Source organism: Chitinophaga sp. GbtcB8 (assembly GCF_019091455.1).
GTDB lineage: Bacteria > Bacteroidota > Bacteroidia > Chitinophagales > Chitinophagaceae > Chitinophaga.
On sequence record NZ_JAGXJN010000046.1, the window covers coordinates 11010 to 32843 of the forward strand.

The 21834-nt window shown below is 48.0% G+C and carries 17 protein-coding genes; 13 read left to right on the forward strand and 4 right to left on the reverse strand.

Annotation, left to right across the window (positions count from 1 at the left end; translation table 11 throughout):
* The first annotated feature begins 36 nt into the window (after positions 1 to 36).
* The 5 genes from KVT36_RS27965 (at position 37) to KVT36_RS27985 (ending at position 7341) form a co-directional block, all read left to right on the forward strand.
* Entirely contained in the window at positions 37 to 2991 is a 2955-nt protein-coding gene (locus KVT36_RS27965) for a TonB-dependent receptor (RefSeq protein ID WP_217606740.1), read from the forward strand.
* A gap of 11 nt (positions 2992 to 3002) precedes the next feature.
* Positions 3003 to 4469 (forward strand): RagB/SusD family nutrient uptake outer membrane protein, encoded by a 1467-nt coding sequence (locus KVT36_RS27970; RefSeq protein ID WP_217606741.1) that lies wholly within the window; start codon positions 3003 to 3005, stop codon positions 4467 to 4469.
* A gap of 85 nt (positions 4470 to 4554) precedes the next feature.
* Positions 4555 to 5994: a glycoside hydrolase family 30 beta sandwich domain-containing protein gene (locus KVT36_RS27975; protein ID WP_217606742.1), complete on the forward strand. Its 1440-nt coding sequence runs from the start codon at positions 4555 to 4557 to the stop codon at positions 5992 to 5994.
* 84 nt (positions 5995 to 6078) lie between these two features.
* The gene (locus KVT36_RS27980; protein ID WP_217606743.1) at positions 6079 to 6948 is read left to right on the forward strand and encodes an aldose 1-epimerase family protein; all 870 of its coding nucleotides are present in this window, start codon (positions 6079 to 6081) and stop codon (positions 6946 to 6948) included.
* A gap of 195 nt (positions 6949 to 7143) precedes the next feature.
* On the forward strand, positions 7144 to 7341 hold the full coding sequence (locus KVT36_RS27985) for a hypothetical protein (RefSeq protein WP_217606744.1): 198 nt from the start codon (positions 7144 to 7146) through the stop codon (positions 7339 to 7341).
* Between the two features lie 108 nt (positions 7342 to 7449).
* Here the strand turns inward: KVT36_RS27985 and KVT36_RS27990 are convergent, their stop codons facing one another.
* Complete coding sequence (locus tag KVT36_RS27990) at positions 7450 to 8994, reverse strand: alpha-N-arabinofuranosidase (RefSeq protein ID WP_217606745.1); 1545 nt, start codon at positions 8992 to 8994, stop codon at positions 7450 to 7452.
* 264 nt (positions 8995 to 9258) lie between these two features.
* Between KVT36_RS27990 and KVT36_RS27995 the strand changes: the two genes are divergently transcribed.
* The 6 genes from KVT36_RS27995 to KVT36_RS28020 all read left to right on the forward strand — a co-directional run bounded on the left by KVT36_RS27995 (position 9259) and on the right by KVT36_RS28020 (position 17156).
* On the forward strand, positions 9259 to 9735 hold the full coding sequence (locus tag KVT36_RS27995) for a hypothetical protein (RefSeq protein ID WP_217606746.1): 477 nt from the start codon (positions 9259 to 9261) through the stop codon (positions 9733 to 9735).
* A 192-nt stretch (positions 9736 to 9927) separates the two neighbouring features.
* Entirely contained in the window at positions 9928 to 11082 is a 1155-nt protein-coding gene (locus tag KVT36_RS28000; RefSeq protein ID WP_217606747.1) for a FecR family protein, read from the forward strand.
* A gap of 108 nt (positions 11083 to 11190) precedes the next feature.
* A complete protein-coding gene (locus tag KVT36_RS28005; RefSeq protein ID WP_217606748.1) occupies positions 11191 to 12216 on the forward strand; it encodes a metallophosphoesterase in 1026 nt (341 codons plus the stop codon).
* A 93-nt stretch (positions 12217 to 12309) separates the two neighbouring features.
* Complete coding sequence (locus KVT36_RS28010; RefSeq protein WP_217606749.1) at positions 12310 to 14007, forward strand: sodium/solute symporter; 1698 nt, start codon at positions 12310 to 12312, stop codon at positions 14005 to 14007.
* Positions 14008 to 14365: 358 nt separating this feature from the next.
* A complete protein-coding gene (locus KVT36_RS28015) occupies positions 14366 to 14818 on the forward strand; it encodes a MarR family winged helix-turn-helix transcriptional regulator (protein WP_217606750.1) in 453 nt (150 codons plus the stop codon).
* Between the two features lie 100 nt (positions 14819 to 14918).
* The gene (locus KVT36_RS28020) at positions 14919 to 17156 is read left to right on the forward strand and encodes a cation:proton antiporter (protein WP_217606751.1); all 2238 of its coding nucleotides are present in this window, start codon (positions 14919 to 14921) and stop codon (positions 17154 to 17156) included.
* A 138-nt stretch (positions 17157 to 17294) separates the two neighbouring features.
* On the opposite strand, the gene KVT36_RS28025 is transcribed toward KVT36_RS28020, so the two are convergent.
* Positions 17295 to 18110, reverse strand: a complete 816-nt coding sequence (locus tag KVT36_RS28025) for a hypothetical protein (RefSeq protein WP_217606752.1) — start codon at positions 18108 to 18110, stop codon at positions 17295 to 17297.
* A 201-nt stretch (positions 18111 to 18311) separates the two neighbouring features.
* Here KVT36_RS28025 and KVT36_RS28030 point away from each other — a divergent pair, with 201 nt between their 5' ends.
* Complete coding sequence (locus tag KVT36_RS28030; protein ID WP_217606753.1) at positions 18312 to 18956, forward strand: hypothetical protein; 645 nt, start codon at positions 18312 to 18314, stop codon at positions 18954 to 18956.
* A 94-nt stretch (positions 18957 to 19050) separates the two neighbouring features.
* On the opposite strand, the gene KVT36_RS28035 is transcribed toward KVT36_RS28030, so the two are convergent.
* Complete coding sequence (locus KVT36_RS28035) at positions 19051 to 19269, reverse strand: hypothetical protein (RefSeq protein WP_217606754.1); 219 nt, start codon at positions 19267 to 19269, stop codon at positions 19051 to 19053.
* A gap of 296 nt (positions 19270 to 19565) precedes the next feature.
* Positions 19566 to 19796, reverse strand: coding sequence for a hypothetical protein (locus KVT36_RS28040; protein WP_217606755.1), 231 nt, complete (start codon positions 19794 to 19796; stop codon positions 19566 to 19568).
* A 607-nt stretch (positions 19797 to 20403) separates the two neighbouring features.
* Here KVT36_RS28040 and KVT36_RS28045 point away from each other — a divergent pair.
* A complete protein-coding gene (locus tag KVT36_RS28045; RefSeq protein ID WP_217606756.1) occupies positions 20404 to 21828 on the forward strand; it encodes a sugar porter family MFS transporter in 1425 nt (474 codons plus the stop codon).
* Positions 21829 to 21834: the final 6 nt, after the last annotated feature.

Below are 21834 nucleotides of genomic sequence, written 5' to 3' on the forward strand. Positions count from 1 at the left end.
AGATTCGTTATTCTATTACATTTTATGTTTATCCACATGCAAAAGAAGTTTACACTTTTAATGGCCTTCCTGTTGCTGGCGGTGCTGTATGCCGGCGCACAGGATCTTGCCATAAAGGGACATGTCCAGGACCAGCAGGGAAATCCCCTGCCAGGTGTGTCCATCTCAATTAAAAATACCAGCAAGGGCGCCATTACCCAGCCGGATGGTAACTTCAGCATCCAGGCAGCTGCATCGGACGTGCTGGTATTTTCCTACATCGGGTTTGTTGCCCAGGAGGTGCCGGTGAACAACCAAACCACCGTCAACATTACCTTACAGGATCAGAACAAGCAGCTGAATGAGGTGGTAGTAGTAGGGTATGGCACCCAGCGGAAAAAGGACATTACCGGTTCCGTATCCGTGGTAGGGGAAAAGGAATTTGCTTCCCGTCCCAATACCCAGCTGGGATCTGTGCTGCAGGGCAAAGCGCCCGGCGTGCAGGTGCTGGCCTCTTCCGGTAAGCCCTCTGCCGGGTTAAACATCCGCATACGCGGTACCAGCTCTATCAGCAGCAGCAGCAACCCGCTGTATGTAATAGATGGAGTGCCTACTACAGATACCCGCTCACTGAACCCATCGGATATTGAAAGCGTATCTGTATTAAAAGATGCTTCCTCTGCCGCTATCTACGGCGCTTCCGGTGCTAACGGCGTGGTATTGATCACTACCCGCAGGGGAAAAACGGGCGATCCCCGGTTTGAGTTCAATGCCTACGGCGGTTACTCCTCTGTATGGAAAAGAATGGATGTGCTGAACGGCCCCCAGTATAAAGACCTGATGACCGAATTAGGCTACATTACCGACTGGAACAAATACAACCAGAACACCAGCTGGCAGGATGAAATATTCCGCAAAGGCACTTCTCAGAACTACCAGCTGTCTATGTCCGGTAAAACGGATAAAACCACCTATTACCTTTCCGGTGGCTGGGTACAGCAGAACGGTGCTATCCGTTCCGCTACCATGGACCGTTTTAACTTTAAGGTAAACCTGGAACAAAAGGTAAATAACTGGCTTACCATGGGTACCAACGTGGCTTACAGCCGCTGGCACGATGTGGATGTAACGGATAACATTGGCGTGGACAGAGGCGGCGTGCTGTTAGGCACCCTGGCCACCCCGCCGGTAATAGGCATTTATAACCCGGACGGTACTTTTACCAGCAACCCTTTCCAGGACTGGGAAAACCCCGTTGCCAGCACAGATGGTGCGGACCGCGGTTATAAACAACAGCGCCTGCTGGGTAATGTGTATGCAGAAATATACCTGCTGCCGGAGCTGAAGTTCCGCAGCAACTTTGGGGTAGATTATAACAACTCCCTATACGATTATTTCCTGGACCCCTTCCGCACCAGCTATGGCCGTGCGCAAAAGGGCAGGGGTAAGAATACAACCGACCTGGTGAACTACTGGATCGCAGAGAACACCCTTTCCTACAACAAAACCTTTGGCAAACATACCATTGGTGCTTTGGGTGGTGTGGTAGCGCAAAAAACCAAATGGGAAAGCGCCACTATAGAAAAAACAGGTTTTTCCGGTGGCAGCATTCCCACTACCAATGCCGGTTCTGTTTTTGTGAGCGCAGACAATACCAAATCAGAAAAAAGCAATGCCTCTTTCCTGGGCAGGATCAACTATGGTTATGCTGATAAATATTTGCTGACGGCTAACTTCCGCGCAGATGCATCTTCCATTTTCGGGCCTGCGCACCGTTGGGGTTATTTCCCATCCGCATCAGTAGGCTGGCGTATTTCACAGGAAGAGTTTATGAAGGGCGTAACCGCTATCAATGACCTGAAGCTGCGTGCCGGCTGGGGCAAGGTAGGTAATGACCAATTGGGCGATAGCCGTTATGCATGGCTGGGCCTTGTAGGCAGCGGCAGCAACTATCCCATTGGCGGTGTGGTATTGCCCGGTAACACACCTTCTTCTTTCGAGAACAGGAACCTGAAATGGGAAGCTACCGAACAGTATAACGTAGGTATAGATGTAGCCGTGCTGGATTCCCGCCTGAGCTTTAGCGCAGATGCTTATGTGAAAAATACCTCTGACCTGCTGCTGAATGTGCCAGTGCCTAAATCAACCGGTTTTGATATCTCTACCCAGAACATTGGTAAGATCCAGAATAAAGGTTTTGAGTTCCTGGTAAGCTCCCGCAACTTCGTAGGTGAGTTCCAGTGGGAAACGGATTTCAATATTTCATTTAACCGCAATAAGGTAGTAGACATTGTTGGGCAGGATATTTTCAACGCCAATGTATCTAACCGCGGCAACGTAAGCCTGGCGCGTGAAGGCGAGCCCCTGGGCGTGTTCTACGGTTATGTGGCCGCCGGCGTGGATCCGGAAACCGGCAATATGCAGTACCTGGATAAAACCGGTAAAAAAACATTTACGCCTGCTGCTGAGGACCGCACGATCATTGGTGATCCCAACCCGGATTTCCTTTACGGGTTAACCAACAATTTCAGCTATAAGAACATCCGTTTGAGCGTATTCCTGCAGGGCTCACAGGGCAATGATATGTTCAACGCCTCCCGCATAGAAACAGAATCCATGATAGACCCGCGTAACCAGAGCACAGCCGTGCTGCGCCGCTGGAAAACACCGGGCCAGGTAACAGATATTCCCAAAGCAGTGGCTAATAATTCAGATAACTCCCGCATCTCTACCCGTTATGTGGAAAACGGCTCTTACATGCGCGTGAAATCCGCTACCCTGAGCTACGATCTGCCGGCAGATCTGCTGAGCAGGATCAAGCTCAAAAACCTGCGTGTATACATAACCGGTGAAAACCTGTTCACCTTTACCAAATACACCGGTTTTGATCCGGAAGTGAATTTCCTGGGTAACAGCACTAACGCTACAGAAGCTAATACCTCTATGGGTGTTGACTTTGGCACCTACCCGCAAACGCGTAACCTGATTGTGGGCTTAAATGTTTCATTCTAATTCTTACAACTATGCAAGCAAGATATATTGTATTATGTGTGTTGGTTTTGAGCCTGGGCGCCTGCAGCAAATTTGTGGACCTGTCGCCCATTTCAGACGCCACAACGGGAAATGCCTACCAGTCTGCCAGCGATGCGGAAGCCGCGCTCACCGGGGCTTACGACGCCTTTCAGCAGGAATACTACGTATGGGACAACATTAATTTTACGGATGTAGTATCCGATAACTATTATGCCGGCGGCGATAACCCGGAAATTTTCCAGATGGACCTGCTCACCTACACACCGGTTAACAGCCGCCTGTTTAATGCCTGGAGCCAGCTGTATACCGGTATTGCACGCGTCAACATCATCCTGCAAAAAGTGCCGGATATAACCGATCCCAAGCTGGACGCCAATAACCGCAAAGAGCAGATCTTAGGGGAAGCATCTTTTCTGCGCGCTTACCACTATTACCAGTTAGTGAAAACTTTTGGCGGCGTGCCGCTGGTGCTGGAACCCGCTACCTCTGCAGATCCCGGCGAAACCAATAAAGCCCGTGCTACGGATGCGGAAGTATATGCGCAGATCATTAAAGACCTGGAATTTGCTTTAACCCGCCTGCCGGATTCTTATTCCGATGATGCCAGCGTAAATAAGGCACGCGCCACCAAAGGCGCCGTAAATGCGCTGCTGGCAAAGGTATACGCTCAGAAGTCGGACCGTGATTACAACAAGGTGCTGGAATACTGTAATGCGGTAACCAGCAGCCCGGCCGGTTACCAGCTTATTAATTATAATTTCCTGTTTGATGGCAGCCATTATAACAATGATGAATCCATCATGGAAATACAGTACACCGGTGGAACAGAAGCTAATTTTGGCCCGCAGCTGCTGTTGCCGCCTTCTGTAAGCGGCGATACCTGGCGCAAATTCGTAACACCCTCCCAGGATCTGGTAAAGGCTTTTGACAGCGAGAAGGATGTTATTCGCAAGAACGCCAGTATCCTGTTTGAGAACGTAAGCTGGACAGATGAATACTGGGCTATTGGCGGCGGCAGCGTGCCATTTGCCTACAAGTGGAAAAGCGCTAACGGCTGGGCCAGCACCAACCGGCAATACCTGTTCCGCCTGGGCGATATTATACTGTTAAAAGCAGAAGCCCTGAATGCTTTAAGCCGTACGCCGGAAGCTGCTATTGAGCTGAATAAGGTGCGCACCCGTGTTAATCTGCCTGGGGTAACCGCTACCACTAAAGAAGCCATGCAGCTGGCCATTGAAAAAGAACGCCGCCTGGAGCTGGCACAGGAAGGCCAGCGCTGGGACGACCTGCGCCGCTATAACCGTGCAGAAACCGTGATGAATGCGCTGAATGAAATAGACCTGCGCAACAACCAGCGCGTGGATTACAAAATGACCAAGGATAAGGAGCTGATGCCTATTCCGCAGCAGGAGCGCGACCGTAACAAACAGTTATCACAGAACCAGGGATATAATTAATATCTCCACGTCATTAATACCGCGGACCGGCCATCATTTCAAGCCCTGGCCGGTCCGCTTTTTATTACTAGTTTAACCAGTGTGTATGAAAAGAATACCATACGGCATTTGCTGCCTGGTACTGGCCGCGGCTTGCGGTAAAAGCCCCGCTAAACAAACCACTACGCCGCCTGAAGATACTATAGCAGCAGCGGGTAAAGCCAAAGTATGGGTAACCACCGGCAACCAGGTGAAGCTGTTACAGCCGCAAAAAGACATTGATATTACTACCGGCGCTGCTTCAGCTGACGCCATTATAAATATTGACTTTGCAAAAAAGCTGCAGGAGGTAGACGGTTTTGGCGCTGCGCTCACCGGCTCATCAGCCTACGTGATCAATAAGCTTAACAGCACACAGCGCCAGCAGCTGCTGCAGGACCTGTTTGATCCGCAGCAGGGTATAGGCATCAGCTACCTGCGGTTAACCATGGGCGCATCGGATTTTTCCCTGGCTGATTTTACTTACGATGATCTGCCCGCAGGGCAAACAGATCCCGGGTTAACACATTTTTCTATAGAAAAAGATAAGGCCGATGTGCTGCCCGTTCTAAAGGCCATTAAAGCGCTGGCGCCGGACCTGCAGCTGATGGCCACGCCCTGGAGCGCACCTGCCTGGATGAAGGATAATGGTAAGCTGGCCGGCGGCCGTTTAAAAGCAGAATGGAATGCAGCCTACGCCAACTACTTTGTAAAATACCTGCAGGCCATGCAGCAGGAGGGTATTACTATTAATACCATTACCCCGCAGAATGAGCCGCTGTTTGAAGCCAAATATCCTTCCATGTACATGGATGCCGCTATGCAGGCCGCATTCATTAAAGATCACCTGGGACCTGCTTTACAAAAGAATAAGCTTGGTACCGGCATTATTGTATATGATCATAACTGGGATCATCCGGAATACCCCATTAACATACTGAACGATGCGCAGGCCAAACAATATATAACCGGTTCCGCATTTCATGCCTATGCAGGCCAGGTAAGCGCTATGACGCAGGTACATGCGCAGCACCCGGACAAAGGCCTGTATTTTACAGAAATTTCCGGCGGCGCCTGGGCCACGGATTTTGCATCCAACCTGGACTGGAACATGAGTAATTTATTCATTGGCGCCATGAACAACTGGTCTAAGATCACTTTGCTCTGGAACCTGGCGCTGGACAGCAATAGCGGGCCGCGTAACGGAGGTTGCCAGGACTGCAGGGGCGTGGTAACCATAACATCGGGCGGCAATATTACCCGTAATGTGGAGTATTATGCAATTGGCCACTTGTCGAAATTTGTACGGCCCGGCGCTTTTCGTGTAACGATGACCGGTAGCGCCATTCCCGGCCTGGAAAGCGTAGCATTTTTGAATAAGGATAATTCCAAAGTGCTGGTAGTGCTGAACCGGGAAGAGAGCGCTAAAACCTTTGCGGTTACAGATGGTACGCATCAATATACTTACTCCATGGAAGGCAGGGCAGTAGCCACTTTTGTGTGGTAGGCTGCCGGGGCGCAAAAGTCAATGGACCATCAGCTATGGACCATCGACTTTTTCATTATTTTTGCCCCCATAACTAACCATCTTATGCTACAGCTTTCCAACGACAAAATAAACATCACTATTGCTGAACACGGAGCCGAGCTGCAAACCCTTACCCGTAAGGATATGCCGCTGGAATACCTCTGGAATGGCGATGCAGCGTTCTGGGGTAAAAAAAGCCCGGTGCTTTTTCCCATTGTAGGCGGCCTGCATAATAACAGCTACCGGTATAACGGTGAAACGTACACGCTGGGCCGTCATGGTTTTGCGCGGGACATGGTTTTTACAGTAGTGGAGCAAACAGCCACCAGCGCCACTTTACGCCTGACAGATAATGCAGATACGTTAAAGGTATATCCCTTCCGTTTTCAGTTTGAGGTAGCATATGCGTTGCAGGATGCCGGCTTAACTGTTACCTACCGCGTAAAAAATACCGGCAAGGAAAAGCTGCTGTTCTCCGTGGGCGGCCATCCTGCCTTCAGGCTGCCTTTGGCAGATGGTACTGCTTATGAAGATTATTACCTGTATTTTAATAAAGAAGAGAATGCCGGTAAATGGCCGCTGTCTGCAGCCGGATTAATTGAGCGCACTACACAGCCTTTGCTGGAACATACGCATACCTTACCATTAAAACGATCTTTATTTTACCAGGATGCCCTGGTATTTAAAGACCTGGCTTCTGATACCGTTACCCTGAAAAGTGATAAAACGCCGCATGGCCTTACTTTTCATTTTAAGGGATTCCCTTACCTGGGCATCTGGGCCGCTAAAAATGCAGACTTTGTATGCATAGAGCCCTGGTGTGGAATTGCCGATCATGTGGATGCCAGCGGCAGGCTGGAAGAAAAGGAAGGCGTCATAGAACTGGTGCCGGATGCGGAGTTTGAGCGGGCATGGAGTGTGGAATTGTTTTGACGCATTTGAAAAGCATAGCTACTCTCTTTGCATTCAGAACACCTTGCATACAATACCTGTTACGCAAACCGGCAGAGTGAGCAATGCCACGCCGGCAGCCGTTTTAGCTGCCCCTTCCATAAACAGGCTGGCACCATTTTAGCGCTGTAAAAGTGGTTAAACGGAAACTATTTTTTAACATTAAAACTAATAGATATGCCGGCAAAAGACAGATCAATCGGAAGCCAGGGTTTAGAACAGGGCGGCCCTAACGTAGGGAATGATTACAGCCGTAATATTACCCGTGAGGCACAAAAGAATGATGTCTCAGATATAGTAGTAGAAAAGAACAAAGCAAAAGACCGCCAGAAGTCCGGCCAACCGGCTAAACCCGGCAATACAAAACACAAATAATAATTATTATTGACCCTATACCAACATCCATCCCCAATAAAAAAGCAGGCTGTGTTCTATAAAGGAACACAGCCTGCTTGGTGTTTATCCGCTTCGTTATATTAATTATTAATTCTTCATCTCCAGTAACACCACAGATTGTGGAGGTAAGCTCACGTTCAGGTTATTGCCATTCTTTTTGGCGCCGCTAAATTTGGCGGGTTGCACAGTATGTGGTGCCTCAAAGGTATTTACAGCAGTGTATTTGGCCGCTGTTAACACCTGTCCGTCTACCGTTTTCCAGGAAAGGTTACTGATCTGTGTAGATACATTAATGGTACGGTGCGGATCCAGGTTCACCAATGTAACATGGATCACATTATTGGAATCCACAGAAGCAGATGCATTTACTGATGGGATCTTTTCATCACCCATGCTGTACTGCGGGCTATTCAGTAATATAGGCAGCAGCTTGGCATCCTGGTGTACTTTAAACAGGTCAAACACGTAGTAGGTAGGTGTGAGCAGCATTTTTTCCTTGTCGGTAAGGATAAGGGCCTGCAGCACATTCACGGTTTGCGCCAGGTTAGCCAGGCGTACGCGGTCGCAATGGTTGTTAAAGATGTTGAGTGTGGAAGCCGCTACCAGCGCATCGCGCAAGCTGTTTTGCTGATAAAGGAAACCAGGATTGGTGCCGGGTTCTACGTCGGTCCAGATGCCCCATTCATCTACGGCCAGGGCTACACGTTTCTGCGGATCGTAGTGATCCATGATGGCGCTGTGGCGGCTTACCAGCTCCTCCATATGAAGGCATTTCTTCATTGTGGTAAAATATGCCTGCTCATCAAATGCGGTGGCGGAACCTTTTTTCTGCCAGGTTCCTGGCACGGTATAATAGTGCAGGGAAAGGCCCCACATCTGGTTCAGCGGAATGTTCTGCATCTCGGTTTCCGTCCATTTATAATCACCATCAGAAGCGCCGCAGGCAATTTTCTTCAGCGTAGCGCCCGGGTAATTTTTGGCAAAAACGGCATAACGGCGGTATTCGTCTGCATAGTGGGCAGCAGTCATATTGCCGCCGCATCCCCAGCTTTCATTGCCTACTCCCCAGAAATGTACATTCCAGGGTTCTTCGCGCCCGTTCTGTTTCCGCATTTTGGTCATGGGGCTTTCTCCGTTAAAGTTCAGGTACTCTACCCATTTATTCATTTCTTCTACGGTGCCGCTGCCCACATTGCCGCTGATATAAGGTTCGCAGCCCAGCAGGCTGCAAAGCTCCAGGAATTCGTGGGTGCCAAAGCTGTTATCTTCTGTAACGCCGCCCCAGTTGGTGTTCACCATTTTAGGGCGCTGGTCGCGGGGACCAATGCCATCGCGCCAATGGTATTCATCTGCAAAGCAGCCACCTGGCCAGCGGAGGTTGGGAATTTGTATTTTTTTCAGGGCCTCTACCACATCCAGGCGGATACGGTCCTTTTTTTTCACCGGCAATTTTTCATCTACCCAAAAGCCGTCGTAGATGCACCTTCCCAGATGTTCGGAAAAGTGACCGTAAATATGCCGGCTGATGGTTGCACCGGTATTATTTTGCTGAATAGTGAGCGTGGCATCATTTTGCCCGGACACATATAAAAAAGATAACAAGGCCGCAAAGGAGCTGAGTATTTTTTTCATTATAACGTGAAGTTTGAGTCACTAAGCTAGGTATAATTTTTATAAATGTCAATTATACAATTAAAAGTTTTTGGTTAAGGGTCCATGGTCGATGATCCATGGTCCATTGCATATTGCGTGGTGGCAGGACTGCGGTGGATTATGTTCAGAGTCCATGGTCGATGGTCCATAGTCAATAGACCATTCTCCTCCCCGCAGCAGGCCGTGGACTATGCACTACCGACTATCGGCCATTTTCCGTAACTTTAAGTAAAAGCGTGTTTTATGGCCCAGCCTAACATTGAACTGATAGCCGCTTTACGTGAAACGGCCAAACGCCTGAAAAACGGGGCCCCGTATGCATGGGGCAACCATGGCACCTGCAACTGCGGCAATCTGCTGCAGGTTGTTACAAACCTGAGTAAAGACGATATCCTGTACTATGCCCAAACCGGCATAGGGGAGTGGACAGAGCTGGCAGAGGAGTACTGCGTGGTATCCAATGCCCCGGTAGCCATGCTGATCACCAGGCTGCTGGAAAAAGGACTTACGCCAACGGATATACATAATATTGAATATTTACAGGACCGGGATGTGCTGGACCGTTTACCAGGTGGTTTTCGCTGGTTAAAAAGGAACCAGCGGGATGATGTGGTGGTGTACCTGGAAACCTTTGCTACGTTATTGGAAGACAAGCTGTTGCAACAGGTGGAAGTGCCCTATAAACAGTGGCTGCAACCCGTGGGTTTAACATATTCTTAACAGCGGGATTAACGGCCTGTTAACTACTGCTAAATCGATTAGCGTTACTTTTGGTACTGTCTACGCAATGAGAACAGCGTAATTGAACCGCTGTATTTAGCTCTATGCTTTCAGCTTCATTGTCATGGTATATTTTTCCTCAGAATGCTGTTCAAAATTTTAACTTATCACCAATTGGCACTAATCGATCAAATGGAATATACTCAGGAGCATATTTACGAATTGCTGTTACGCAAGAAGAAGGGGAACATTAACCATGCGGATAACCAGTACCTGGAACAGCTAATGGCAGGCAACGAGGACGTTAGCCGCTTATGGGATGATATCAGGCTGCACGATTTTGATGAGGATGTCTGGTATGAGATCGAGGATAATGAGGCCGCCTGGCAAAAAATTGAACAGGAATTGCTGCAACCACAACATAAGATCCGGCGGCTCCCAATCGTAAAATGGCTGGCAGCCGCCTGCGTGCTGGGTGTTATGGCCACCGGCGCGTATTTTCTCCTGAAACCGTCTGCACCCATGTCTGGTGCGGAAATGGCCGAAGCAGCCTCCCATGCAAAGGGACTGCGCTTAAAACTCTCCAACGGTAAAACCATTCAGCTCCCTTACAACGAACCTTCACAGCAGATCACAGCCGGCAGCGTAGCGCTGAACGCCGGCGCCAGAACCCTGCAGTATACTACAGAAGACCGTACCATGGGTGGTTTGAATACCCTCATTGTACCGCCTAAAATGGACTACCGCCTTATTTTATCCGACGGTACGGAAGTATGGCTGAATGCCACTTCCACCCTGAAATTCCCCTTTGCTTTCCGCGAAGGCCGCAGAGAAGTGTATTTAGAAGGGGAAGGATATTTTAAGGTAACCAAAAATGCAGAAAAGCCGTTTATTGTACATACACCGCAAACAGATGTAGAAGTGCTGGGCACAGAATTTAACATTAATACCTACAAAACCGGCATCACCAGCACCAGCCTGGTATCCGGCGCAGTAGCTACCCACTCAGGCTCGTCTACCCTGGTCTTAAAACCCGGTCAGGAAGCGGTATATACCGAGCACCTGGGCTTTACCGTACAGCAGTTTGATAGCGAGGTTGTGCTGTCATGGATGAACGGCGTTTTTCAGTTTGATAATACCCGCCTGCGCGACCTGGTGCCGGTGATCAAACGCTGGTTTGGTGTAAATGTGGTGTTTGATGATGAGGCACTGGCCAACGCACCTTTTACCGGTGTGCTGGATAAACATCATGATCTGCCTTTTTTCCTGAAAAATCTGAAAAACACAGGCGTGGGAATAGATTTCTATTATGACAAGGAAACCCTGCACCTGAAAGAAACGCATTAATCGTATTATTAATAACCATTACAAGGGTGAGTATGGAAGCTTGAAGCAGCTTTTATATCTCACCCTTCACTTTTTAACAGGGCTGCGATAATTAGTATATTAGTTATCATGAAAGCAGCAACCGATGGCCCGCATATCTTTTACGAAGGAAATACCATCCTGGTAAAGTCCATTACCAGCAGGCAGGGTAAGCCGGTTGCAGCCGTTCAGTCCCTTCCCCTGGAAGAAAAAGACCGCATAACCGTTCACTGCACTTTCCCGGAACACCCGGAATGGAATTTTTCCACCCCCTTACAGCCTGTTTTACAGCCGCAGCCATCTGTTTACCCGGCAGCCGGTAAGCTGTTAGCTATTTCGGACATAGAAGGCAATTTTAACGCCCTGCGCGGCCTGCTGCTAGCTAATGGCGTAATAGACCACCAATACAGCTGGACCTTCGGAAATGGGCGCCTGGTGCTCACCGGCGACTGCATGGACCGTGGCCCGCATGTAACGGAATGTTTATGGCTGTTTTACAGCCTGGAAATAAAAGCCAGGGAGCAGGGTGGTTACGTGCATTTTATACTGGGTAACCATGAGATCATGAACATGACGGATGACCTGCGCTATGTGCCTGAAAAATACCTGGACAATGCCCGCTTGCTGCAGCGCGGCTATACGCTTTGGTACAAGCCCCACACAGAGCTGGGGCGCTGGCTGGCCACCAAGAACATTATTGAAAAAATAGGCGCCGTGCTGTTTGTGCATGGAGGCATCAGCAGCCTGGTAAATGCCTTACAGCTCTCCATCCCGGATATGAATGCGCTGTGCCGCCCCTGGTACTTTACGGGCAGGCCGCCCTGGCATCCGGCCTTATACCTGCTCATGTACTCACCGGCTTCGCCCTTCTGGTACCGTGGGTATGCCCTTGGGCAGGCCACCCCGCAGGAAGTAAATGACACCCTGCACCGGTTCCAGGTGCAGCATATTGTTATTGGCCACACTACGGTAGATCAATTAACCACCTTTTTTGAGGGGAAAGTAATAGATGTGGATACGCTGCATGCAGAAGGCATTTCAGAAGCTGTGCTGTTTGAAAATGAGGCCATTTTCCGGGTAGATAAACAGGGAAGAAAAGACCCGCTTACCGGTTAATATTTTTCCCCATTTGCCTTATTTGATTACATTTATTTGAATAATTGTCGAATTGACAATATATTAGTACCGTTAATACTGTAATTCACCGTTATGAACAAACTCGCACTAATAGACTACGTTATTTTTATTATCTACTTTTTGGTAGTAGCTTCTTACGGATACTGGATCTACCGGCGTAAGAGAAAGACCAGCATGGATACCAAGGATTTTTTCCTGGCAGAGGGTTCCCTTACCTGGTGGGCCATTGGCGCCTCTTTGATTGCCTCCAACATTTCGGCGGAGCAGTTCATTGGCATGAGCGGCAACGGTTTTTCTGTAGGTGTGGCCGTAGCTGCCTATGAATGGATTGCGGCTATTGCGCTGATCATTGTGGCCGTGTGGTTTATGCCCGTGTATCTGAAGAACAAGATCTTTACCATGCCGCAATTCCTGAAAACCCGTTATAATGAAACGGTAAGCCTTATTATGGCTATTTTCTGGTTATTCCTGTATGTGTTTGTGAATCTTACCTCCATCCTGTTCCTGGGCGCCCTGGCCATTAACAGCCTGGTAGGCCATGGTAATTTTCATTTGATCATGATCGGGTTATCGGTATTTGCGTTGCTGATCACCCTGGGCGGCATGAGGGTAATTGTTTATACCGATGTGATACAGGTAGCTGTATTGATCATTGGCGGATTAGCCACTACATATCTGGCGCTCACTATGGTGAGTGAGCACTTTGGCCTGGGCAGCAATGTGCTGGCGGGTTTCCAGGCACTCATGAAAGATTCTCCGGATCACTTTAAAATGATCATGCAAAAACCGGCTGCAGATGCACCGCAACATGAGATCAATAAATACCTGATGCTGCCCGGTTTATCAATGTACTTAGCAGGGCAGTGGATCGTGAACCTTAACTACTGGGGTTGTAACCAGTATATTACCCAACGTGCGCTGGGCGCCAATCTGCAAACAGCCCGCAACGGTATCCTGTTTGCCGGTTTACTGAAGCTTATGATGCCTGTAATTGTAATGTTACCGGGTATTGCTGCTTTTGTTTTATATAGAAATGGTGCCTTACAAAATGAGATGGCGCCGGGCGGACATTTTAATGCAGATAATGCATATTCTGCTATCCTTGGATTTTTACCCACCGGCCTCAAAGGCTTGTCACTGGCGGCTTTAACGGCAGCCATCGTAGCATCGCTGGCAGGTAAGGCCAATAGTATCTCTACCATCTTCACACTGGATATTTACAAAAAATACATTAGTAAGGATGCTAATGAAAAGCAGCTGGTATGGACCGGCCGCCTGGTGATTGTAGCAGCTATGTTGCTGGCTATTTTATTTACCTGGAATGATCTGTTAGGTATTGGCGGGGAAGGTGGTTTTACTTTTATCCAGAAGTACACTGGTTTTATTAGTCCGGGTGTATTTGCCATGTTCCTGCTGGGTATGTTCTGGAAGCGCACTACCGGTGCCGCCGCAGTGGCAGGCATTGTTACGGGCTTTGCTTTATCAGTGGTATTCAACAACTACGCACCGCAATGGTTTGGTAATGAAACACTTTTATACACTGCATTTCCTAACGGGAAGGGCAAATACGAAATTCCGTTCCTCATTTGTATGGGATGGGCTTTCTTTTTCACAGTGTTAGTGATGGTGCTTATGAGTTTAGCCGGTCCTAAAGTGAATCCGAAAGCATTTGAACTGGATGCCAGCATGTTCCGTGTAAAACCTGCAACTATGGTGTTAATTGTAATTACATTATTGATATTGAGCGCGTTGTATGTACGTTTCTGGTAATAATTACAAAGGCGCAATGGCTTACTGCTATTGGGTTTCAGCCGTTAGGCATTCAGCATGAAGAACTTAGAAGAAATAAAAAAGGCGGTAGGAATACCGCCTAATTTTTTAACCATATCCTATGAAAAACCTATAACAAAGATATACCCTCAGCCTTACCAAACCCTATACATTTGGTGAAGTGTGGGTTTTATCTAGTAAACGTGAATATTTGGCGTTTCTTAACGAGGAGTTAACAAACTTTGCGCTAAAAAGAACGACAATGAGCGTACGAAATATCCCCTATTTATACCCCCGTTATCCTCAGCAGCTCAAATCCGTTACAACGTCTGTTGTGTTTTTGTTAACTTTGCGGTCTATGAGAATAGAAGAAGCCATTAAGCAGGGCAAGTTCAGCAATAATTTCCACAAGGCCCTGGTCAACCTAATATTCACCAGCAACTGGCTTCGGGATGCAAATGCCGAAATTTTCAAAAAATATGACATCCTGCCTCAGCATTTCAATGCTTTGCGTATCATCAAAGGCCGGCATCCCAAACCGGTGTCTGCAGGAGAGATCAAAGAGGTATTACTGGATAAGGCCAGTGACGTAACCCGTTTGCTGGATAAGCTGGTAAAACAGGGATATGTAAAACGCCAGCTTTGTGAGTATAACCGCCGCAAAATGGACATTACCATTACCTCTGAGGGGCTGGAGCTGCTGGATGAGCTGGAAACACCTATGAAAGCATTCTACGAAGACCTGGGCACCCGCATAACCAGCGAGGAAGCACAGCAGCTCAGCGACCTCTTAGACAAAATACGCACCTAAGGAATTAAGAATGAATAATTAATAATTAATTTGTGCTGCAATAACATCGGCAGCATAGTCTATTTTATTAGCTGTTATTTCCTAACCTTTAATTGTTTGCATGCATTTACCCGCACTTATTACAGATCTGGCATTAATACTGGCGGCCGCGGCCGTTACAACACTGATCTTCAAAAAGTTGCGGCAACCGCTGGTGTTAGGGTACATTGTAGCCGGCCTGCTGGTAGGGCCGCATGTATCGCTGGTACCTACGGTATCTGACGAAGCCAATATTCAAACCTGGTCCGAAATAGGGGTTATTTTCCTGCTCTTTAGCCTGGGCCTGGAGTTCAGTTTCAAGAAGTTAATAAAGGTAGGAGGGAGCGCCTCTATTACCGCTGTTATAGAAGTAGTTATTATGCTGGGGCTGGGGTATGCAGCCGGGCATTTGCTGGGCTGGTCTACCATGGACAGCATTTTCCTGGGTGGTATCCTGTCTGTTTCCTCTACTACCATTATAATCCGCGCTTTTGAGGAGCTGGGTATTAAAGGCCAGCAGTTTGCCGGCCTGGTATTCGGTATCCTGGTGGTAGAAGACCTGGTGGCCATTGTGTTACTGGTGTTATTATCCACCCTGGCAGCCAGCCGGCAGTTTGCCGGCATGGAAATGTTAGGCTCTGTGGTAAAGCTGTTGTTCTTCCTCATCATCTGGTTTGTGTCAGGCATCTTTTTCCTGCCGACTTTGCTGAAACGCACCCGTAAGCTCATGAACGAGGAAACCCTGCTGGTTACTTCCATTGGCTTATGCCTGTTAATGGTGGTGCTGGCTACACAGGCTGGTTTTTCACCGGCCCTGGGCGCCTTTGTAATGGGTTCTATACTGGCTGAAACTACGCAGGCGGAAAAGATAGAACACCTGGTAAAACCGGTAAAAGAGCTGTTTGGCGCCGTGTTCTTTGTATCAGTGGGTATGCTAATAGACCCGGCCATGATCCTGAAATATGCCGTACCGGTAGTCATTATCACCGTTATTACGGTATTGGGCAAGCTGCTAAGCACCACTATTGGCGCACTGGTAGCTGGCCAGCCATTAAAACCGGCAGTACAGGCAGGTATGAGCCTGGCGCAGATAGGGGAGTTCTCCTTTATCATTGCCACGCTGGGGGTAACATTGAAAGTAACCAGCGATTTCCTGTATCCTATTGCAGTGGCAGTATCTGCCGTTACCACCTTTACCACCCCTTACCTTATAAAAGTTTCAGAGCCGGTATACACGCGTATTGCAGCTGTATTACCGCACCGCTGGAAGACCACATTAAACCGCTATAGCGCAGCTACACAAACCATTGCAGTGGTAAGCGACTGGAAGCAGGTGCTGCGTTCCTACTTCATGAACATCATCCTGTTCTCCGTGATCATTGTGGCTATTGTGCTGCTATCGGCCTATTACATACTGCCCATGACCGGTGGCAACACACCAGACCATCACTGGGCACGTATTGCCACTGCGCTGGTAACCCTGCTGGTATTATCGCCATTTTTGTGGGCGCTGGTATTCCGCGGGGCGGGCAGCCAGGCAGCCGCTAACATCTGGCAGCAAAAGAAATACCGGGGCCCGCTGGTGCTGCTGCGTACCTTTCGGGTAGCGGTGGCAGTATTCTTTGTTGGTTTTTCTGTAGACCAGTTCTTTTCCACCACAGTAGCCCTGGTGGTTACATTGGTTATCATAGGGTTACTGCTGATATTCTCCCGCAGGCTGCAGGCATTTTATGGCTCTATTGAAGCGCGTTTCTTTTCCAACTTCAATGAAAGGGATGCCCGTGTAGGCAGTATTAACAAACAGGTACTGGCGCCCTGGGATGCGCACCTGGCCGTAATTGAAATACAACCTACCTCACCCGCTATTGGCAAAACATTGCTGGAGCTGGCCCTGCGTGAAAAGTTTGGTACCAATATCGTGTTAATAAAAAGGGGGCAGCAGCAATTTGCAGCTCCGGGTGGTACGGAACGTTTATACCCTGGTGATGTAGTAACGGTAATAGGTACGGATGACCAGATCACGCAGCTCAATCATTTCCTGGAAGAGGCAGATGGCAGTCTGGAAGGAAAGACCATGCGGGGGCACGATATTGTATTGCGCCGCTACCTGATAAAGGAAGGTATGCCATTGTTCCGCAAAACCATCCGCGAAGCAGGCATACGGGAGAAAACCCAGGGAATGGTATTGGGTATTGAACGCAGCGGGCAGCGTATCCTGAACCCTGAATCTACTACGGTATTGGAAGAAGGAGATATTGTGTGGGTAGCCGGAAGCGATAAAGGATTATCAGAGTTTTTTAAGAGAACAGAAATACACTAATTACGGATCATCAATTACGGATTACAAATTAAAAAAACAGCATGCAACTAAAACATTCGTAACCCGTAATTGAATAATCCGCAATTAAATCATCCCCCCCTTTAATATGACACAATTGCATTCGTAAATTCGTAATTATCACTCGTAGCTCAATCGTGTTGTCTCCCTGCTCCCGTCAGCACCATAAATGGCCGTTACGCTGGTTGGATATTGAGCGCTATTATATTCGTATTTATAGCTCGTCGTAGTTTTATCAGCACCCTGTGTGCTGATAATTTGTTCGGTTAAAACATTGTTGTTGGATAAAAAGGCCGGCATAATGTCGGTAATGTAACACAGCCCGTTTATGCGCTGCTGCGGATTCAGCTTTTTATCATAGCTGTACAACATGGTGCTGCTAAGGGCAAAGTTGCCACTGGTGCCCATTCTGCCGTAATTATCCAGCTGGATCACATTTCCTGCATTGTCCCAGGTGTAAGCCTGGTAATTATGATTTTCAAAATGATTGTTTACGTTTTTGCCGAAAAAGTAACGGGCGGTGATATGGCCGGTTTCGTTATATACCAGCGAATCGTAAGCCTGAATGCTGCCTTCAGTGTAATAGTGGATCTTTTCTATGCGGCTGTAATCATCGGTGTAATCAAAAGAAGAAAAGAGCTGGCTGTCTTCCCCGTTTGCCCGGTCAGATACCAGGGTGCTTACCAGGTGCCCGCTTTCATACACCGGAATACGTATATCGGTATACGTTTCTTCTACGGTGCGCTGTATGCGTGTTAGCCTGCTAATGGCATGCTGCAGATTGTAAGTGATCAGTGTAGTACTGGCATGACTGTTAATAGCTTGCAGAAAGGGGCGATCCGTATTACCCTCGTCGTTGTTCCGGAATGATGTTAATGCGATGGCAGCAATCGTGGCAACCAGGGCCACCCCCTCCTTAAAGCTGTTGGTCTTCATAGGTGTACAAGTCGGTTAATAGGAATATTGGAATAGTGACGTTTCAAAAATAATAAAAAACGATAATATGTAGATATGGCATTTTAGTGGTATCTGTTTCGGGATGGGATAAACATTTTATGCAGCGTGCTGTTATAATTATAACCATGCCACCCTTATGAGGAACCGTCATACGCTACAAATTCACATAAAATGATCGTAATGAAAAAGTTGCGGAGTGTTCTGCTGGGTATAGGCATTGTTTTGGGCGCCTGCTCAGGTTCCACACGTATTACCGGCTCCTGGAAAAATCCGGAGGCCAAACCAGCTGCAAAAAGTTATAACAGCGTTTTTATTGCCGCCATGATCCGCAATCCGGAAGTTCGTGTGAAGCTGGAAAATGCCCTGGCCGTGCAGGCTGATATGCGCGATATTAAACCCTTCAAGAGCACAGATTATTTATCCCCCCGTTTTGTAGAAAAACGTATGCCGGAGCGGCAGGAGCTGGTACAGAAGATCCAGGCCAGCGGTGCACAAACTATTTTTACAGTGTCCTTATTGGATAAGCGTAGTGAAACCCGTTATGTACCGGGCGCCATTACTTATGCGCCGGTGCCTGCTTATGGATGGTACCGCGGTTTTTATGCTTATTACGCACACTGGTATCCCTGGGTGTATGATCCGGGGTATTATGCAAAGGAAAGAACGTATTTCCTGGAGGCTAACCTTTATGATGCCGGTAATGAGCAGCTGTTATGGTCTGCCCAGTCTGAAACTATTAATCCCGCCAGTGTAGATCAGTTTGTGCGGGAATATCCGCAAAAGCTGGTGGCGCAGCTGCTTAAGGACGGTGTCCTTAAGAATTAATAATAATGAAGAATGAATAATTAATAATCGCCCCCCTCATTTTTTGCACTCCTGGCTATCTGACTATTAATTATTCATTCTTAATTCTTCACTATTAGTACTTCATGGTAGTATCCTTCTTCTTCCAGTCCTTGTCCTTTTTCTTCCACTCTTTGTCTCCTTTCATTTTGTGTTTTCTCATGGAAGTGTCCCGTATTGAAGTGTCCTGCTGATATGAATTAGAGGGGGCTACATTATGGGGCATGGTGCCCTGTGCTATGACCAGGCCACCAAAGGCCATGGCTAAGCTTAAAATGGTGAGATGCTTTTTCATGACTTAATTTTTATGGTGAGTGATAAAATTTCATTAATACAGGTAACTAAAACCCTGCATCCTTTTTAAGGCAGAAGGAGTATGCTCTATTGATATGATTATCACGTAATTATAGACTGTGCATGCGGTTGGCAGGAATTAGCAGGCGGGTAATGAATGTGGATTTTTAAACACGGATTGTAAACAGAATCCCCATATTTGAAATTGCGGTAGCCCGTGAAATGCGTGTACAACACACGTTTTGAGGCTGTTGAATAGCTGGGGTTATGTGTTATTTCCATTCCGTTGTTTGTGTCTTAGCTATTTGTAGGTTTTCCGTCCGTTAATTCATCCTCTTCAAAACCGGATTCATTCAGATCCGCTGTATCACGATGTTTTTTGTCCTCCTCATCTTCGCGCTCATCCTGGTCCTGCATCCGTAAACTCTGATCATCCTGTGGGTTTAACCCCGAATTTTTGCTGTTGGAAGGATCGCGCAGATCATTGTTCTGCTTCTGTTTCGGGTCAAGTTGATCTTTTGTTTGCATAATATCAATTTTTAAAGAGTGATCGCTACTGTTTTTCCTTCATGGTACCTTTTTTGCCACGGTAAGGCCACACGATATAAATGATCACTAACAAAAGGAGAATACCCAGCACAACTAATGAAGTAAGCATAACATTGGGTTTTGGTTATACTATGCCTATACAAGCATCAGGCCAGCTAAAACAGCAGCAGCCACAGGCGTAACACCCAAAATGGCCTAACCTTTTTAATGGACAATATTATTATCAGGTTACGGGGGTAAAACGGAGAAGCGCCTGGGAATGCCTTAATTTTAAAGGGTTTTAACCGTTTTTACATAGTGGTGGAATGATGTACAAAAAGCGCAGGTAACAGCAGGGGAAAAATGCGGGCAGGAGTAATAATAGCAGGCAATGACCGCGCAGACTACTGTGGTGAAATGCCCTTTAATGCGTGTCAGTACTGGCATTGCGGCAAAGGAGGTCCGGTGATTTGTAACAGGTGGTACTCTTATAATAGCTATGCGGCCGGTATACATTAGTGAGCAGAAAAAATAGAAAAATTGTCCATCAATTGAAAAAGAATCTCTATTGTCAGCAGGCTGGGGGATATTGTAATTTAGCGTTGTTATGAAAAATGATACGTACAACCACCTTTACCTGTTTATTATTTCCATGATCTCCGCAATGGGCGGGTTCCTTTTTGGGTACGACTGGGTAGTGATAGGAGGGGCTAAACCTTTTTACGAACGCTTTTTTGGTATCACCCAGTCACCGGCTGCACAGGGCTGGGCCATGAGCTGTGCCCTGGTAGGCTGTTTGGCAGGCGCGGCTATTTCCGGTATCCTCAGTGACCGGTATGGCCGTAAAAAACTGCTGATGCTGTCTGCTGCCTTGTTCCTGGTATCCTCCTGGCTTACAGGCGCAGCGCATTCTTTCCAGAGTTTTGTGGTCTATCGTATTATTGGCGGCATTGGTATTGGCCTGGCCTCCAACCTGTCGCCTATGTACATTGCAGAGGTTACACCGGCCCATTTGCGGGGCAAATATGTATCCATTAACCAGCTTACACTGGTAATAGGCATACTGGCTGCACAGATCTTTAACTGGCTGATCGCAGAACCGGTACCTACCGGCGCTACGGACGATCTTATCCTGCAATCCTGGAACGGGCAAACCGGCTGGCGTATTATGTTCTGGGCTGCGCTGGTACCCTCTGCATTATTCCTGCTGTTGCTGATCTGGTTACCGGAAAGCCCGCGCTGGCTGGCCACTAAAAATTATAGTGATAAAGCCCGGCAGGTGCTCACCAAAATAGGTGGCGCAGCCTATGCGCAGGCAGAGCTGCAGGCCATTACACAAACTACGGATGGCGATACCCGCGTGCGCTTACAGCAGCTGCTGAAACCCGGTGTGTCACGCATTCTGCTCATAGGGATCGTCATTGCGGCATTCCAGCAATGGTGCGGCATCAATGTTATTTTCAATTATGCGGAGGAAGTATTTGCGGCGGCCGGTTATGGCGTATCGCAGATACTGCTGAATATTGTGATCACCGGCGGCGTGAATTTAATATTCACACTGGTGGCCATGTACACGGTAGACCGTTGGGGCAGGCGCCGTTTAATGCTGATTGGGGCTGGTGGTTTGGCTATGATCTACGCCATTATGGGGCTGTTATACTTTATGCATTTCAGCGGCTGGCCTTTGCTGCTGCTGGTGGTAATGGCTATTGGCTGTTATGCTATGTCGCTGGCGCCGGTAACCTGGGTGGTGCTTTCTGAGATCTTCCCTAACCGCTTGCGGGGTAGTATGATGTCTATAGCCACACTTTCCCTCTGGGCGGCCAGCTTTGGGCTTACATACACCTTTCCTTTGCTGAACAGCGCCCTGGGCGCCTCCGGCACATTCTGGGGCTACGGCGTGATCTGCATTGCAGGTTTCATATTTATCCGGAGCTCTTTACCCGAAACAAAAGGCAAAACGCTGGAAGAGATAGAACAATCCATTGGCACAACGGCTGTTGCAGACGGCCGGCATTTTGCCGCTAATTAACAAGCG

Coding starts and splice junctions, on each gene's coding strand:
- KVT36_RS27965 (WP_217606740.1), top strand. CDS start 37: ATGCAAAAGAAGTTTACACTTTTAATGGCCTTCCTGTTGCTGGCGGTG.
- KVT36_RS27970 (WP_217606741.1), top strand. CDS start 3,003: ATGCAAGCAAGATATATTGTATTATGTGTGTTGGTTTTGAGCCTGGGC.
- KVT36_RS27975 (WP_217606742.1), top strand. CDS start 4,555: ATGAAAAGAATACCATACGGCATTTGCTGCCTGGTACTGGCCGCGGCT.
- KVT36_RS27980 (WP_217606743.1), top strand. CDS start 6,079: ATGCTACAGCTTTCCAACGACAAAATAAACATCACTATTGCTGAACAC.
- KVT36_RS27985 (WP_217606744.1), top strand. CDS start 7,144: ATGCCGGCAAAAGACAGATCAATCGGAAGCCAGGGTTTAGAACAGGGC.
- KVT36_RS27990 (WP_217606745.1), bottom strand. CDS start 8,994: ATGAAAAAAATACTCAGCTCCTTTGCGGCCTTGTTATCTTTTTTATAT.
- KVT36_RS27995 (WP_217606746.1), top strand. CDS start 9,259: ATGGCCCAGCCTAACATTGAACTGATAGCCGCTTTACGTGAAACGGCC.
- KVT36_RS28000 (WP_217606747.1), top strand. CDS start 9,928: ATGGAATATACTCAGGAGCATATTTACGAATTGCTGTTACGCAAGAAG.
- KVT36_RS28005 (WP_217606748.1), top strand. CDS start 11,191: ATGAAAGCAGCAACCGATGGCCCGCATATCTTTTACGAAGGAAATACC.
- KVT36_RS28010 (WP_217606749.1), top strand. CDS start 12,310: ATGAACAAACTCGCACTAATAGACTACGTTATTTTTATTATCTACTTT.
- KVT36_RS28015 (WP_217606750.1), top strand. CDS start 14,366: ATGAGAATAGAAGAAGCCATTAAGCAGGGCAAGTTCAGCAATAATTTC.
- KVT36_RS28020 (WP_217606751.1), top strand. CDS start 14,919: ATGCATTTACCCGCACTTATTACAGATCTGGCATTAATACTGGCGGCC.
- KVT36_RS28025 (WP_217606752.1), bottom strand. CDS start 18,110: ATGAAGACCAACAGCTTTAAGGAGGGGGTGGCCCTGGTTGCCACGATT.
- KVT36_RS28030 (WP_217606753.1), top strand. CDS start 18,312: ATGAAAAAGTTGCGGAGTGTTCTGCTGGGTATAGGCATTGTTTTGGGC.
- KVT36_RS28035 (WP_217606754.1), bottom strand. CDS start 19,269: ATGAAAAAGCATCTCACCATTTTAAGCTTAGCCATGGCCTTTGGTGGC.
- KVT36_RS28040 (WP_217606755.1), bottom strand. CDS start 19,796: ATGCAAACAAAAGATCAACTTGACCCGAAACAGAAGCAGAACAATGAT.
- KVT36_RS28045 (WP_217606756.1), top strand. CDS start 20,404: ATGAAAAATGATACGTACAACCACCTTTACCTGTTTATTATTTCCATG.